Origin of the sequence: Pantoea sp. JGM49 (assembly GCF_018257655.1) — a bacterium.
In the GTDB taxonomy this organism is placed as follows: domain Bacteria; phylum Pseudomonadota; class Gammaproteobacteria; order Enterobacterales; family Enterobacteriaceae; genus Pantoea; species Pantoea communis.
In genome coordinates, this window is sequence record NZ_JAERJM010000009.1 from 150,574 (window position 1) to 165,822 (window position 15,249).

Below are 15,249 nucleotides of genomic sequence, written 5' to 3' on the forward strand. Positions count from 1 at the left end.
CGTTGCAGTTCACAGAAGTGTGGTCGCCGTCCATGGCGATGCGATTAATGCAGGCTGGGGTAAACGCCCGGTCCAATCGGTAAACCCAGTGCGTACCATGCCAGCAGCAGGATGATCCAGCTGATAAAGAACACCACCGGATACGGGAAGATCAGCACATAATAGGTGCCAAGTTGCGCATCTTTTTGGTATCGCTGCAGGAATCCGAGGAACAGCGGCAGGAACGGTGACATCGGCGCGAGGGGCAATACGGCAGAATCCGCGATACGGAAAATCATCTGCGCGAAGGCCGGATGGAATCCGAGCAGCATAAACATCGGCACGAACACTGGCGCCAGAATCGACCAGATGGCTGAGCCGCTGGCAATAAACATGCACAAGAATGCCGACAGGAACATCAAACCGAGGAACGCGGGCGCGCCACTGATGCCGGCACTTTCCAGCATATCGGTCAGACCGATCGCCATGAATTTGCCCATGTTGCTCCAGTTAAAGAAGGCGACAAACTGCGACAGCGGGAACACCATCACAATAAAGCCCGCCATGCTCTTCATCGGATCCACCAGCAGCTGCGGGATGTCATCGGCCCGACGGATTTGCTTTGTCACGGCGCCGTAAGCAATCGCCACCACAAAGAAGAACAGGATGATGATCGGCACAATGCCCTGAATAAACGGCGAAGGAATGATGCCGCCGGTTTTCGGGTTACGCAGGGGGGCATGTTCTGGCACCACCAGCAGGGCCATCAGGGCGATAAACACCAGCGCGGCAATGCCCGCAGCCCGCAGGCCCCGGTTCTCCAGCGCGGTCAGCGGCGGCAGGCGATCGTTGTTGCCGCCGTTCCACGCAGGAAGACGCGGCTCGACAAACTTATCAGTAAGGATGGCACCGGCAATCGTCAGCACAATCACCGAGCTGGCCATAAAGAACCAGTTATCGATCACACTCACGTGCACGGTATCGCTCACCGCTTTCGCGGCTTCGGTACTGATGCCGGAGAGCAGCACATCGGTGGTGACGATCAGCAGGTTGGCGGTAAAGCCGGAAGCGACACCCGCGATAGCCGCCAGTAAACCCGCCACCGGATGACGACCCACGGCGAGGAAGATCAGCGCGCCCAGCGGTGGCATCACCACCAGTGCGGCATCCGATGAGATATGGCTGAAGAAGGCGATAAACAGCACCATATAGCTGGCGTAGCGGCGGCTGACGCGTGAGGCCATCTTCACCATCAGCGATTGCAGCAGGCCGACTTTCTCTGCTAAACCCGCACCAATCACCAGCGCCAGAATTGACCCCAGTGGCGTGAAGCCGCTGAAGTTTTTGATGATGTTAGGCAGAATCCATTGAATCCCGGCCACGCTCAGCAGGTTGTTGACCCGCACCAGTTCGCCATTGGTGGGATTTTTCACTGCCAGATCGAAGTAGCTGATAATCGCGGTGGCGACCATCAATACCACGATCAAATAGACAAACAGTAAGAACGGGTTGGGCACTTTGTTGCCGACCCGCTCAATCCAGCTAAACAGCTTCCCTGGGCTGCGGTTCTCCGTGGTCACTTCCATCGGTTATTCCTCGTCATGTCTGTTGTATTTGCGCCCGTCATACTTCAAGCCGCTGAGGCGACTCGAAGTATGACGGGCTTTAGTTTTTATTTTTTTGGTTACTGCATCCGGGTTTGCGCCGGATTGAATCTTTTATGCCGCTAAGGCTTTTATAATTTTGATGGCGTCACATCTGCCGGAATCGGGCAGCTGTAGGGCTGTTCGCGGCGCACGCGCTGGAACTCTTCGCGGCAGCGCGCCAGTGCTTCTTCATCCTGCAACAAGGTCAGCGCGGTGGCGGCCATCACTTTGGCGGCCAGACACATGCCTTTGTGGCCCAGCGAAGTGCGGCCCTGCGCCACCAGTTGCCAGGTGTGCAGCGGGGTACCAAAGGCGAAGCAAGGCGCAAAGCACTGCGCGGTTGGCGTCACCCAACTCACATCGCCGACATCGGTTGAGCCATACAGCAGCTCGCGCGTTATGGCATACGGTGCCACTTCATCCATCAAAATTTTGTCGCCCAGCGCCTCGGTCCATGCCACGCCTGCCTCGCCGCCGGTGCGCGCTGCGTTCAAACGCGCATTGCGCAGATCGTCCTTCGTTAGCGTGGCACGAATCTCGGCGGCGAACTGCTGCTCCTCCGCGCTGTACTCGGGCAAGCCAAACTGATGCAAGTTGCGCTCCATCACCGCTTCCAGCGCGCGATTCGGCACATAGTTGGAGCAGGCTTTATCGAAGCGCACCGTCATGGTGGTGTCGGTCATCAGGGCCGCGCCTTTGGCGATATTGATCACCCGCTGATAAATATCCTGTGCCTGATCGAGTTCTGGCGCGCGGATCAGATACAGCACTTCGGCATCGGCTTGCACCACATTGGGGGAAACACCGCCGGTGTTAGTCACGGCGTAGTGCACACGCGCTTCCTGCACGATGTGCTCGCGCAGGAAGTTGGCACCGGTGTTCATCAGCGTCACGGCATCCAGCGCACTGCGTCCCAGATGCGGCGAGTTAGCGGCGTGCGCGGCCACGCCTTTGAAGTGAAATGCGGCCTGGATATTGGCCAGCGTGCTGAGGTTGAACATGCCGCTGAAGCCTTCAGGATGCCAGGTGACCGCAGCATCCACATCATCAAACAGCCCTTCGCGCACCATAAAGGTTTTGCCAGAACCGCCTTCCTCGCCTGGGCAACCGTAAAAGCGTAGCGTGCCGCGCTGGCCGTTTTCTGCCCACCATGCCTTGATGGCAAAGGCCGCGGCCAGTCCGGCGGTGCCCAGCAGATTATGGCCGCAGCCGTGCCCGTTGCCGTTTTCCACCAGTGGTTGTGGTGTGGCGCAGCCTGATTGCTGGCTCAAACCGGCCAGCGCATCAAACTCACCGAGGATAGCAATCACCGGTTTTCCACTGCCGATGCTGGCGATAAAGGCGGTGTTGATATTGCCGACGCCACGCTCGACGGCAAAGCCTTCCTGCTCCAGCGCATCGGCCAGAAGGGCGGCGGATTGCGTCTCTTCAAAGCGGGTTTCCGGTACATCCCAGATGGCATCGCTAAGGGCGGTGAAGCGCGGCTGGTTTTCGTTGATGTAACGATCGATAAAATCGTGATGGCTCATCGCTGACCTCCAAACTGTGCCTGGTTCAGCGCCAGCGTCGCAAGGGTTTGCACCGCTGTGGCCATAATCGCTTCGTCAAAATCGAACTTCGCGTTGTGGTGGCCTGCCGCCAGATCGCAACCAAAGATCACATAGGATGACTGACCGCCACGCTGCTGCACGCGCTCCAGCATGTATGTGGCATCTTCCGAACCCGCCGCCTGCTTTTTGGTATCCACTACCGAGGTGAAAATCCCCATGGCATCGGCCTGCTGGTGGATAAAATCGACCCACGGCTGGCTTGGGGTACAGCTGCGTGCGCCACCCATTAGTTTGATGTCGTACTCAACGCCATACATCGCCGCCGCGCCGGAAATCACGCGCAGGGCTTGCTGATAGATGTCATCGTTAACCTGATTGCTGACGCCACGGGTTTCCACTTTCATCAGGGCATAATCGGGTACCACGTTGCGTCCGGATCCCGCCTGCAACACACCTACGTTGACGCGTGCGACACCGCCGCTGTGTTGTGGCAGGTTGTGCAGCGCCAGTGTGGCTTGCGCGGCGGCCAGCAAGGCGTTACGACCCTCTTCTGGTTTACCGCCCGCATGCGCGCCGACGCCAGTGAAATTGACGTCCAGTTTGGTGGTGGCCAGGAAGCTATCGCTGCCGCAAACGATTTCGCCAGCAGGCACGCCTGTGCCGAGATGGATAGCGGTAAACAGATCCACATCATCCACCACGCCTGCGGCCACCATCGCTTTAGCGCCACGCACGCCCTCTTCGGCAGGCTGGAAGATGATCTTAATGGTGCCGCTGAGCTGATCTTTCATCTCCATCAACACGCCCGCCAGCGCCAGGCCGATAGTAGTATGGCCGTCGTGGCCGCAGGCGTGCATCATGCCGGAGTTGCAGGAGGCAAATCCTTCACGGGTAGGGATGTGGTCGGCATCACGGCTTTCGTTCTGGTCCAGCGCATCCATATCGACACGGAAGCCCATCACCGGGCCGGGACGACCGGTCTCCAGCGTGGCGACTACGCCGCAGAAGCCGCCTGAGAAACGCGAGATCCACTGTGGCAGTGCGCCTTGCTCCAGTGCACGGGCTTCCTGTTGTGCCAGTACCTCGTCAGAAGGTAAGCCCATGCGCGCATCGGCATCGATCACGTCGCGGCCGAGCTTGAGCTGATAACCAAGACGATGCAGCTCTTCGGCCACTATCGTTGCAGTACGGAACTCCAGCCAGCCCGATTCGGCAAAATGGTGCAGATCGCGACGCCAGCTTTGCATCTGTGGAATCCGCGCGTTGACGAGGTCGGAGAGGGTTTTCATCGGCATATCCTTTGTGTTGGTTTTTTATGCATTATCCCGAATCTACACAATGGTATTGGTGCGCATAAGATGCGAATATCTTGTCACTGATAAACAACGGTTATCACAAAAATCATGCCTGCCAACCTCAAACTTCATCAACTGCGCGCCTTTGTCGATGTGGCCCGCCAGGGCAGTATTCGCGCTGCCAGCCGCTTATCGGGACTTTCACAGCCTGCGCTGACCAAAGCGATTCAGGAACTGGAGCTGGCGCTTGGCGCACGTTTGTTCGAACGTCGTCAGCAGGGCGTCACGCTAACGGATATCGGTGATAACTTTTTTCGTCATGCCAGTCTGGTGCTGGAAGAATTGCGCGTGGCGCAGGAGGATATTCAGCAGCGATTGGGATTGGCGGGCGGAAGAGTGAACATCGGCGTGGGCGGCAGTATTGCGCGCACTATCATGCCGCAGGTGATCACCCAGTTTCATCGTGAATACCCGCTGGTGAAGGTGCGTATCGTTGAGGGGCAGCTGGTGTCGATGGTGCATGAACTGCGTCAGGGCGCCCTGGATTTCACCGTTAATACCTACGATCAACATCATCTGGATCAGGAGCTGATTTTTGAGCGGCTAATGGAGCGTGACTATCAGGTGGTGATGCGAAAAGGCCATCCGATGGCGCATGCCCGCTCACTGAATGAGTTGCAGCACTGTGACTGGACGATGCCGACGCCGCAGGGTAGTTACTATCGGTTGCTGCACGATCTGTTTGGTGAACGCGGTATGGCACCGAAGATCGTGGTGACCTGCGAAACCTTTATGGCCTGCACCAGCCTGGTGGCAAAGAGTGATTTTGTCAGCATCATCTCGCGCGATGTCATTGAGGATCCGACGCACGGTGGGCAACTTATTGCCCTCGATCTTGACGATCCGTTACCAAAAGCCACCTTCTATTTGATCCAGCGGAAAGACACCGCGCTGACCCCAATGAGCGCTTATATGGCCCAGCTGTTCCGCCGCTATTGTCAACAAAAGTAAGATTGTGTCCTGGATTGTCAGCAAAGTTAAGAGTGCGGTTTGGCTCGCAGCTTTTTAAAAATTGCGCATTACACTCGCTCCGTACGTTTACGTTAAGGATAACCGACCATGCAAATTACACCTTATTTGTTTTACAACGGCCGCTGTGAAGAGGCGATCGCCTTTTATCTTGCGGCCACTGACGGCGAACTACTGTTTAAAATGACCTTTGGTGACATGCCGGATGAAACCCCTGTTGAGGATGAGGGCTGCCCCTCTGGCGTGACCTTCTCGCCAGAACAAATCATGCATGCCCAGCTGCGCATCGGTCAGGGTGAATTGATGATGAGCGATGGCGCACAGCAGGCAAACTAGGCCGGCTTTTCCGTATGTTTATCGACACTCGATGAAGCGCAAGGAAAACGTTGGTTTGATGCTTTATCCGCAGGCGGAGAGGTGACGAAAGCGTGGGAGCCGACATTCTGGGCGCACGGTTTCGGCATGTTAACCGATAAGTTTGGCGTGCCCTGGATGGTGAGTGCGGACATGCCGCAGAGTTAAACCGGAACAGTTTGTGACCAGGTACGCATAAATGCGTACCTTACAAGGGGCGCCAGTGATGGCGACCCTTGTATTCATACGAATTAGAAGTTGTAACCCACGACCAGATAGTAACCCCAGCCCGTCGATTTCACTTCAAACGGACCGTTGCCGAAGTTCAGCTCCTGCCCATCCGCCCACTGACCGCCATTGTGGAAATAACGTGCCACGGTAGAAACGTGCCAGTGATCGTAGTTCAGCGACAGAATGTGGCTGGACGCGATCGAATTGCTGGTACGTGATGGACCGGTCTCATCGCGCAGGTCTGAACCCCAGTCGAAGTTGGTGAAGCCGATGTAGCTCAGCTTGCCGCCCCACAGATCGGTAATCGGCACAAAGTATTTCACTTTGAAGCGATAACCATCCCAGCTGTTTTCGTTCGCTGCACCGTAGTTCTGCCACTGGTATTTGGCATACACGTTCAATGACAGACCGATATCGCTGTGGGTATCGATGTCGGTACCCAGACCCATGTACCAGGTGTTCTGACGCTGTGAAGCGTTACGACCCATGTCATAGATGTAGTTGTTGGCGAAGTACCACTCTTTAAACGGACCAAATGCCAGGCTGGTGCCGGTCAGTTTATCGATAGAGAAACGCGGTTCAATTTCCATGAACAGCGGCGAACCGTGGTCGAAAATGCCGTTCGCGTTGCTGTTACCCACGCCGAAGAAGTTGGTTAAATCCGCATAGCCGTAAAAATCGAACCAGTCTTTTTTAGCAAAGGCTTCGTATTCGAGATACACGTCATTGTTGAACTGTGGTCCGAAGCGGGTGTGATAGCTGCCCACCACGTTAACGCTCTGGTGCCACCAGTCTGAAAGATACTGCGGATCGCTGTCTGCCGCTTGTGCCGCGCCGGTCCAGCTGCTGGCCAGTAAGGCCCCTGCTATCAATGCTTTAAATTTCATTATTTTATTAACCACATGCTAGTGATTGCTGCGGTTGCGCCGCAATCGAGTGAAATCAATCCCAGGGGATGGGCCGTGAGTTGTTTTTATCCGGTCTGAATCGCCGAATTTTCAAATGTGCGTAATGTGCCTGTAACAGAGCGATAGGAAATAGATTTTGATCACGTTTGTCAAAATGTGTTGCATTTTGATTCACTGTAAATGTGATTGTGATCACATAAATGCTGTGTGGCGAACGGAACCCCGCAACCGTTTACGTTGTCGCGTACAACCGTAAAAATGTCAGATGCAGAAAAAGAACGTAGCGGCACGATTCATCGTGTGCCTTTGGAATTTGGCGGCGGAAAATACGTGGTTCATCGTGTAGGGCGATTTAGATGAGGAAAAGACTCAATACGTTGTGCCGCTACCGCGCTGGATATTCAAGGCGGTAGCGACACGTCGATTATGGCAAGGTCACACGCACCTGCAGGCCGGAGATTTGTCCCTGGGCGTTATGGCAGTTCGACAGCGCGACCTGCATCTGATGCTTCTGCGCTACGCTGCGCACAATCGACAGACCCAAACCGCTGCCTTGCGCCTGTACATCTGGCGACCGGGTGAAGCGATCAAAGGCGCGTTCGATAAAGGACTCCGGCATACCCGGCCCGTTATCGACGATATCCACCACGGTGTGATTGCCCACGCGATGCAGCAGCACATCCACCAGGCTGCCTTCCGGCGTGTGCAGCATCGCGTTGCCGATGAGGTTATCAAACAGGCTACGCAAATCGGAACGGCTGGCGTGCAGGCGATAGTGCGTGGTGCCATTAAAACCGATATCAATGCCGCGTTTATCGGCGACCACCATCAACTGCTCGATGCTCTCTTTCAGCAAATCATCGAGCTGGATGGTTTCCACCGTGGCCACCACTGACTGATCTTCCTGGCGCGAGATATTCAGCAACTGCGTCACCAGATGGCGCGTCCGCGTGACGCCGGCTTCCAGCTGATCAAACTGGCGACTGGCTTCACCAGGCTGAATATGCTGGCGCAGATTTTCCAGCTGCAAGGTGACGGCGGTAACCGGCGTGCGCAGTTCATGTGCCGCATCTTCAAGGAACTGTCGCTGCGATGACCAGGCTGCCCGTAGCTTATCGAGCAGAGAGTTATAAGCAGCCACCAGCGGTAGCACTTCATCTGGTAAGCCATCCGGCGATACCGAGTGCGGATGCAATGTTTCTTGTGCGGCAATCTGTCGCGAAGCAACGCGCAAATCTCGCGTGATGGCACGTACTACCAGCCAGATCACCAGCAGTGACAGCGGCATCATCAGCATTAAAGGAATGATGGCGGACAGCACCCGCTTCACCATCAAACTTTTCATGTAGCCGATGTTGTGTAAAACCTGAATATTACCGATTTCACTGCCCAGTTCGCCGGGGCGGGTATACACGCGCCAGTCACAGTCATCGCCACAGTCGCCAACTTTTAAATCGGACCAGCCTTTTTTTGCCTGCAGCGGCGCCTGTAAAGCAGGCCATGAGCTGGCGCGCAGATGATTGTTGGTGTCCCACAGCTGAACGATGTAGGTGCTCTTCAGCTTCTCTTGCTGCATCACCATAGGCATCAGCGCGGGCATGCGCTGGCTGGAGGACCAGGCATCAGCGATCTTGGCGAGCTGATCGTCCTTCATGGTGCCCATCATGTCGCCGTAGCAGTGGTAGAAATACCAGGTGACGCCGCCGATCATCGCCAGGTGCAGCAGCACCAGCGTGGCGAGCAGTTTGTTACGCAGGGAGCGCATAAAAGTGAAAGGTTTCATATTGCCGGTACTCGCCAGCCCAAACCGCGCACGTTGCGAATCACTTCGTTATCGAGCTTGCGGCGCATGCCGTGGATCAGCACATCAACGGCGTTGCTGGTGACTTCTTCACCCCAGCCGTAAATGCGGTTCTCTAATTGTTCGCGTGACAGGATGGCACCTGGTCGCTCCAGCAGAGCGTAGAGCAGGGCATATTCGCGTGCAGTCAGCTGTTCGCGTTGGCCTTTGTACAGCACTTCGCGCGTCATCATATCCAGCTGCACATCGCCACTGCCTAACAGGGAATCCGCCGCTCCGTGACGACGTCGGGTGATTGCACGCATGCGCGCCAGTACCTCTTGCAGATCAAAGGGTTTAAGCAAATAGTCATCGGCGCCGCTGTCGAGTCCCTGAATGCGTTGTTGCACTGTGTCACGCGCAGTCAGCACCAGCACGGGCGTCATATCGCCACGCGTACGCGCACGCTTCAACACATGGATACCGTCTTCCCGCGGTAAACCGAGATCGAGCAGCACGCAGGTATAACCGCCTTCGGCCCAGGCGTTGGTGGCAAATACGCCATCGCGCACCCAGTCCACCGACCAGCCCGCCGCTTCCAGCGCCTGCTGCAAGTTGGCGCCAATCATTTCATCATCTTCTACCAGCAGCACACGCATAGAGTTCTCCCAAACTGATGGACGCAGTGTAGCGCCAGATAATTAGGCCAGAATTACCCTCCGTCATACTTCCCGCTGCAGAGGCGTGAGCTGCGAGCGTTCACCCCCTCACTGACTTATGCAAGCCTCTGAGGATTCACGCTCTTGCTGCCTTTCTGCCGCTGGACTTATTCAGGCGGAGCACCCACTTTCCCCCTTGCTAATTCTGCGCTAATTTTCTGCTAATTAAGGGATAAATTTAGCGCGCTACAGTGACTGCACTGGACATATTGTCGAAGCAGGAGGTTCCCATGAATCAGCGCGAATTTATCCGTAGTTTGCTGGACTGGATTGAAGACAACTTAGGGCACGATTTGCATCTGGATGAAGTAGCACGCCGCTCGGGATACTCCCGCTGGCATCTGCAACGTCTGTTCCGTCAGCACACCGGTTTTTCTCTGGCAGAGTACATCCGTCAGCGCCGGTTGACTGAGTCCGCGCTCACGCTGATCAACAGCGATGAAGCGATTCTGCAGGTGGCGATGAGCTACGGGTTTGATACGCAGCAGGCGTATACCCGCACCTTTAAGAACTACTTCAGCGTCACGCCGGGTCAATTGCGTCGTCAGCGCCGCGTTGAACAGGAACGTTTGTTGTTCCCGCTGGCGGTGGCCAGTTGATTGATGACGCTGATAGTGATCTGCAAAGTAGACGTAGCGGCGCAATTTATTGCGCAGTAAATCGCGAAGGCGTTACACGATAAATTACGCCGCTCCGCAATGTGCGCTGATTAAATTCGGTGCTTATTGCTGCTTTTACTTTTAAGCTGCTGTTCTCCGTTTGTTACCCACCAGAGAACATGGACAACAGCGACAATCTCACCGCCATGATGCTGTTTGCGCGCGTCGTTGAGCGGCAAAGTTTCAGTGAAGCCGCGCGAACCTTAGGCGTCTCTAAATCCCATGTCAGTCGCGAAATCGCGCGGCTGGAAGTGCGACTCGGCATCAAACTGCTGCAGCGCACCACGCGGAAAGTGGCGTTGACCGAGCTGGGTCAGGCTTACTATCCGTTTTGTACCCGCATGCTGGAAGAGATGCACCGCGCCGATGCGTTTGTGCAGCAGGTTCATCAACTGCCCGCGGGTAATGTGCGCTTACAGGCGCCAATCACCTATGGCTGCCAGTGCGTCGTCCCCACTCTGAATGACTTTATCCGCCATCATATTCATATCAATGTCGATCTCGACCTCACCACTAGCGACGATCCGCAGCCCAGCGCGGATGTGGCGATAGTGATTCGTGCGCGCGCGCCGGAAGTCGCTAATTATCGCGAACTGAGCACCATCGAGTGGGGACTCTATGCCACGCCGGATTATCTGGCAGCGCATCCCGCTATCGACCATCCAGAGCGCCTGACGCGTCACGATTTATTGCTGTTCCACGGTCCCGCGCATACGGCCGCACTGCCGTTTCGTCGCGATAAACAGCGGCTGGCGCTGGATGTGCATAGCCGTTTCCGCGCCAATAACAGCATGGCGCTGCTGAATGCGGCGCTGGCCGGCACCGGCATCGCTTATTTACCAGCGTATATGACGCAAGAGGCGCTGGGGCGCGGCGAGATCCAACAGGTGTTGCCCGAGTGGCAAATGGACCGTTTACACAGTTATCTGCTGCTCAAAGAGCTGCCGCAACCCTCATCCCCCGTGACGTTGCTGTGTGATGCGTTAATCAATGCCTTGAGCGGCAGTTAATTGTTGTTGCCTGACAACAATATTACGCTGGTTGGCAAATATCTCTCTCTCCCTGTTTTATGTCGTGCTCCGCTGTTAGCCTGCTAAAAAAGCAAAAACAGGGAATGACTATGTCGCAATCATCAACAGTGTTAGCGCCTGAGCAGCAACACTGGAAACGTAATTTGTTTGTCTGCGTGCTGGGTTCGTTCAGCACCATTGTGGCGATGACGTTGCTGCTGCCCTTTCTGCCGCTGTATGTGCAGCAGCTTGGCGTGCAGGAACCTGCCGCGATTGCACGCTGGTCGGGGGCTGCGTATGGTGCCACTTTCCTCAGCGCCGCGTTAACCGCGCCGTTGTGGGGAAAACTGGCGGATCGCTATGGCCGCAAACTGATGTTGATTCGTGCCAGCCTCGGAATGGCGATTGCCATGTCGCTGATTGGCATGGCGACGGCGCCGTGGCAACTGGTTGCCTTGCGTTTGCTGGCGGGATTATTGGGGGGCTACGCATCGGGTTCAACCATCATGGTCGCGGCGCAAACGCCAAAAGAGCAGACGGGTTGGGCGCTGGGTGTGTTGTCTTCCGGCATTATGGCGGGTAACGTGGTGGGGCCACTGCTGGGCGGGGTGTTGCCACCGCTGATTGGTATTCGCCATACCTTCTGGCTGACCGGCGCCGTGATTTTCCTCGCCTTCCTTGCCACCACCTTTTTATTAAAAGAAGCACCGCGTCAGCCGGGTAAAAAAACGGTGCAAACTCACGATGAGAGTGAGAAGCCGGTCAATCTGCCACTGGTGCGACTGATGTGGCTGTCCGGCATGCTGCTGATTTTTGCCAATATGTCGATTGAACCGATTATCACGCTGTATATCGGTCAGTTCGTGCAGGGCGATCATGCGATTACGGTGACGGCGGGCGTGGTGATGGCGGCGGCTGCACTGGGCAGTATTCTCTCTGCGCCGCGTTTGGGGCGCCTGGCGGATAGAATAGGGCATGGCCGCGTGCTGGTGTATGGCCTGGTGGCCTGTGCTGTGCTGCTAATACCTCAAGCATTTATCACCGAAGCCTGGCAGTTAGTGGTGCTGCGTTTCCTGATGGGCATGGCGCTGGGCGGTTTGATGCCGTGTGTAACGGCGCTGATTCGCCACAATGTGCCGCAAGGGCAGGTGGGGAAAATGTTGGGGTATTCGACCTCGGCCCAGTATGTCGGTCAGGTCTCAGGTCCGTTATTTGGCGGATTTGTTGGCGGTGCTTTCGGCATGCGGCCAGTGTTTCTGGCGACTTGTGTGATCATGGCGCTGTGCGCGCTGTTAAATGCGCGGGTGTTAAAGAAGCCGTAACGGCGACAGGTATGGCGCTTCGAACAACCTTTAGCTTCTTCATAATGACGCGATACGCCAGAGCGCAGGCAGTGAGACAATAAAAAAGGCGGGCTTCGCAGCCCGCCTTTGTCACATCAAACCAGAAACTTATTTAGCATCTGGCAGTGCGTAGGCAATGACGTAATCGCCCAGCTTAGTACCAAACGAACCGTGACCACCCGCAGCAATGACAACGTACTGCTTGCCATCCACTTCGTAGGTCATCGGTGTTGCCTGGCCACCGGCTGGCAGACGTGCCTGCCACAGCATTTCCCCGGTGTTGGTGTCGAACGCGCGCAGATAGTTATCAGCAGTCGCACCAATGAAGAACACGTTACCGGCCGTGGTAATTGGGCCGCCCAGCATTGGCATACCCATTTTGAACGGAACCGGAACCGGCGCGCTGTCGCGAACGGTACCGATACGTTTTTTCCACACGGTTTCGTTGGTTTTCAGGTCAACCGCTGAGACATAGCCCCAGGCCGGTTGTTTACATGGCAGACCCAACGGAGACAGGAACGGATTCAGCTCGACGCCGTACGGTACACCGTACTGTGGCTGAATACCGGTTTCAGTACCTGAACCGCCTTTGTCATCGGCTGGTGGCTCGATCGGGTTGCCCGGACCGCGTGGCACCAGTTTAGAGACAAACGGCAGCGCCATTGGGTTAGCAATCGCGATCTGGCGATGTGGATCTACCGCGATACCGCCCCACTCGAACATACCGAGGTTACCTGGGAACACCAGCGTACCTTGCTCAGACGGCGGCGTGAACGGACCTTCGTAGCGCAGACGCTTGAAGATCACGCGGCACACCAGTTGGTCGAACATGGTCGCGCCCCACATGTCCTTGTCCGTCAGATTGTTCTTCGGACGGAAGGTCAGTTCGGAGTACGGCTGAGTAGGAGAAACGTGGTCACCTTTCGCGGCGCCCTGTGGCACTGGAGTTTCCGGTGCGGGGACAACTGGCTTACCGGTACGACGATCCAGGACAAAGATGTTACCGGTTTTGGCCGGGGCATAAATCACCGGAACGGTGTTGCCATCTTTGTCAGTGATATCGGCCAGCGTCGGTTGTGACGGCAGGTCCATATCCCACAAATCGTGATGCACGGTCTGATACGACCACACCAGCTTGCCGGTGGTGGCATTCAGTGCCAGTACGCTGCTCGCGAAACGTTCCTGGTCAGGCGTACGGTTACCACCCCAGATGTCTGGTGTCGTCACGCCCATTGGCAGGAATACGGTATCCAGTTTTGGATCGTATACTGCCGGTGCCCAGGAGTTCGGCGAGTTCATGGTGAAGGTATGTTCATCATCTGGAATCGCGTTGGGATCTTTCGCGCCCGGATCAAACACCCACAGCAGTTTACCGGTGTTCACATCAAAGCCACGAATAGCGCCTGACGGTTCACGGGTAGAGTAGTTATCAGTGACCGCACCGGCAATCACGATAGTGGTATCCGTGATGATCGGTGGTGAAGTCGGCTCATACTGGCCTGGGGTCAGTACCGGCTGTTTGTGCTGCAGATCCAGCTCACCGTTGTTACCAAACGCGGCACAACGTTCACCGGTTTCGGCATCCAGCGCGAACAGACGACCGTCGTTCACTGGCAGATAAATGCGACGTGAACACAGCGCAGGCTGGGTGTTAGACGCATCCGCTGCTGCTGGCATTTCATGGTAAGAGACACCACGACAGGTCACATGCTGGAAGGTTGGATTCGGTTTTAAGCCCGGATCAAATTTCCACTTCTGCTTACCGGTTTTTGCATCCAGCGCAAACAGAATCTGGTGCGGTGAGCAGAGATACAAGGTGTCGCGGATTTTAATCGGCGTCACTTCGTCGGTGATTTCACCTGGGTCGTTCGGGGTTTTCAGATCGCCCGTCTGGAACTGCCAGGCTACCTGCAACTCTTTCACATTACCGGTGTTGATTTGCTTCAGTGGAGAGAAGCGCGTGCCTTGCTGGTCACGCGCGTACGCAGGCCAGTCAGCATCCTTGATGTTGCTCAGCGGCTGCGCTTGCGGGGCATTATCTGCCGCCGCTGGGATTTCACCGTTCAGCTCCTGCGGATCGTGGAACACTGCCCACGCCAGCACCAGCACGCTGGCAATCAGCGCAACGGCCATCAGACCCAGCGCGCCTTTACCTGCATGATTCAGACCGCGATACACAAACGGCAGAATCAGCCAGATGCCGAAGATCACCAGCACATCGGTACGTGGTGCCAGCGCCCAGAAGTCGAAACCAACTTCCCAAACGCCCCACACCAGCGTTGCCAACAGCAACAGTGCATACAGCATGATCGCTGCACCGCTACGGCGCCACAGCAGGATAGCGGTGATCAACATAATCACACCGCCAATAACGTAGTACCAGGAACCACCAATTGCGGCTAGCCATACACCGCCTACCAGCATAAATGCGCCTGTGAGCAGTGCGAACAGCACCGTCAAAAAGCGAATCACGCCAAAAGATGAGGAAGCTTTCCCCATAATATTAACCTCTTTCTTTGCCATAAACTTAAAAGGAAACAACGCATTAGGTTGTTTCCCGACATAGAGTACGAAGTGACTTAAAATGTTCGATCGCAGCGCTTCCGTTACGCCAGATGATCCCTTTGCGTTAAATTTTATCTTAAAAACGTTAACGGGTTTGATTTTTTTAGTGCTTTGCGCTTGTGGAATGGTAGTAGTGCGACATTTTATGAGGATATTCTAACGTTATGCCCGAAGAGATCGG

Annotated in this window: 11 protein-coding genes and 1 pseudogene; 5 read left to right on the forward strand and 7 right to left on the reverse strand. The window is 55.8% G+C overall.

Going from position 1 to position 15,249, the window contains the following annotated elements; all coding sequences use genetic code 11:
• Window positions 1-44: 44 nt before the first annotated feature.
• From abgT to JK231_RS16650, 3 genes are all read right to left on the reverse strand, one after another.
• Window positions 45-1,565, reverse strand: a complete 1,521-nt coding sequence (abgT, locus tag JK231_RS16640; protein ID WP_058962220.1) for a p-aminobenzoyl-glutamate transporter — start codon at window positions 1,563-1,565, stop codon at window positions 45-47.
• 149 nt (window positions 1,566-1,714) lie between these two features.
• Window positions 1,715-3,154, reverse strand: coding sequence for a M20 family metallopeptidase (locus JK231_RS16645; protein WP_211729088.1), 1,440 nt, complete (start codon window positions 3,152-3,154; stop codon window positions 1,715-1,717).
• On the reverse strand, window positions 3,151-4,464 hold the full coding sequence (locus tag JK231_RS16650; protein WP_211729089.1) for an amidohydrolase: 1,314 nt from the start codon (window positions 4,462-4,464) through the stop codon (window positions 3,151-3,153). The genes JK231_RS16645 and JK231_RS16650 overlap by 4 nt, the downstream gene beginning before the upstream one ends.
• A gap of 114 nt (window positions 4,465-4,578) precedes the next feature.
• On the opposite strand from JK231_RS16650, the gene JK231_RS16655 reads away from it, so the two are divergent.
• Together JK231_RS16655 and yjdN are read left to right on the forward strand one after the other, a co-directional pair.
• Complete coding sequence (locus JK231_RS16655) at window positions 4,579-5,481, forward strand: LysR family transcriptional regulator (protein ID WP_097118980.1); 903 nt, start codon at window positions 4,579-4,581, stop codon at window positions 5,479-5,481.
• Window positions 5,482-5,589: 108 nt separating this feature from the next.
• A pseudogene (gene yjdN / locus JK231_RS16660) lies at window positions 5,590-6,021 on the forward strand (VOC family metalloprotein YjdN).
• Window positions 6,022-6,104: 83 nt separating this feature from the next.
• On the opposite strand, the gene JK231_RS16665 reads toward yjdN, so the two are convergent.
• The 3 genes from JK231_RS16665 to JK231_RS16675 all read right to left on the reverse strand — a co-directional run bounded on the left by JK231_RS16665 (window position 6,105) and on the right by JK231_RS16675 (window position 9,431).
• Entirely contained in the window at window positions 6,105-6,971 is an 867-nt protein-coding gene (locus tag JK231_RS16665) for a nucleoside-specific channel-forming protein Tsx (RefSeq protein WP_160868442.1), read from the reverse strand.
• 445 nt (window positions 6,972-7,416) lie between these two features.
• Window positions 7,417-8,775 (reverse strand): ATP-binding protein, encoded by a 1,359-nt coding sequence (locus tag JK231_RS16670; protein WP_097118982.1) that lies wholly within the window; start codon window positions 8,773-8,775, stop codon window positions 7,417-7,419.
• Window positions 8,772-9,431 carry a response regulator gene (locus JK231_RS16675; RefSeq protein WP_034826805.1) on the reverse strand — a complete coding sequence of 220 codons (660 nt, stop codon included), beginning with the start codon at window positions 9,429-9,431 and terminating at the stop codon, window positions 8,772-8,774. Before JK231_RS16675 ends, JK231_RS16670 begins: the two co-directional genes overlap by 4 nt.
• 290 nt (window positions 9,432-9,721) lie before the next feature.
• Here JK231_RS16675 and JK231_RS16680 point away from each other — a divergent pair, with 290 nt between their 5' ends.
• From JK231_RS16680 to JK231_RS16690, 3 genes are all read left to right on the forward strand, one after another.
• Window positions 9,722-10,090, forward strand: a complete 369-nt coding sequence (locus JK231_RS16680; protein WP_034826803.1) for a helix-turn-helix domain-containing protein — start codon at window positions 9,722-9,724, stop codon at window positions 10,088-10,090.
• Between the two features lie 179 nt (window positions 10,091-10,269).
• Entirely contained in the window at window positions 10,270-11,160 is an 891-nt protein-coding gene (locus JK231_RS16685) for a LysR family transcriptional regulator (protein ID WP_211729090.1), read from the forward strand.
• A gap of 110 nt (window positions 11,161-11,270) precedes the next feature.
• Window positions 11,271-12,482, forward strand: a complete 1,212-nt coding sequence (locus tag JK231_RS16690; protein ID WP_097118984.1) for an MFS transporter — start codon at window positions 11,271-11,273, stop codon at window positions 12,480-12,482.
• A 129-nt stretch (window positions 12,483-12,611) separates the two neighbouring features.
• Here the strand turns inward: JK231_RS16690 and JK231_RS16695 are convergent, their stop codons facing one another.
• Window positions 12,612-15,002: a glucose/quinate/shikimate family membrane-bound PQQ-dependent dehydrogenase gene (locus JK231_RS16695; protein WP_038649714.1), complete on the reverse strand. Its 2,391-nt coding sequence runs from the start codon at window positions 15,000-15,002 to the stop codon at window positions 12,612-12,614.
• Between the last annotated feature and the right edge of the window lie 247 nt (window positions 15,003-15,249).

Excerpts from the sequence above, each read along its gene's own strand:
- JK231_RS16665 (WP_160868442.1), bottom strand. The coding sequence starts at position 6,971 with ATGAAATTTAAAGCATTGATAGCAGGGGCCTTACTGGCCAGCAGCTGG.
- JK231_RS16690 (WP_097118984.1), top strand. The coding sequence starts at position 11,271 with ATGTCGCAATCATCAACAGTGTTAGCGCCTGAGCAGCAACACTGGAAA.
- JK231_RS16695 (WP_038649714.1), bottom strand. The coding sequence starts at position 15,002 with ATGGGGAAAGCTTCCTCATCTTTTGGCGTGATTCGCTTTTTGACGGTG.
- JK231_RS16670 (WP_097118982.1), bottom strand. The coding sequence starts at position 8,775 with ATGAAACCTTTCACTTTTATGCGCTCCCTGCGTAACAAACTGCTCGCC.
- JK231_RS16645 (WP_211729088.1), bottom strand. The coding sequence starts at position 3,154 with ATGAGCCATCACGATTTTATCGATCGTTACATCAACGAAAACCAGCCG.
- abgT (WP_058962220.1), bottom strand. The coding sequence starts at position 1,565 with ATGGAAGTGACCACGGAGAACCGCAGCCCAGGGAAGCTGTTTAGCTGG.
- JK231_RS16675 (WP_034826805.1), bottom strand. The coding sequence starts at position 9,431 with ATGCGTGTGCTGCTGGTAGAAGATGATGAAATGATTGGCGCCAACTTG.
- JK231_RS16655 (WP_097118980.1), top strand. The coding sequence starts at position 4,579 with ATGCCTGCCAACCTCAAACTTCATCAACTGCGCGCCTTTGTCGATGTG.
- JK231_RS16650 (WP_211729089.1), bottom strand. The coding sequence starts at position 4,464 with ATGAAAACCCTCTCCGACCTCGTCAACGCGCGGATTCCACAGATGCAA.
- JK231_RS16685 (WP_211729090.1), top strand. The coding sequence starts at position 10,270 with ATGGACAACAGCGACAATCTCACCGCCATGATGCTGTTTGCGCGCGTC.
- JK231_RS16680 (WP_034826803.1), top strand. The coding sequence starts at position 9,722 with ATGAATCAGCGCGAATTTATCCGTAGTTTGCTGGACTGGATTGAAGAC.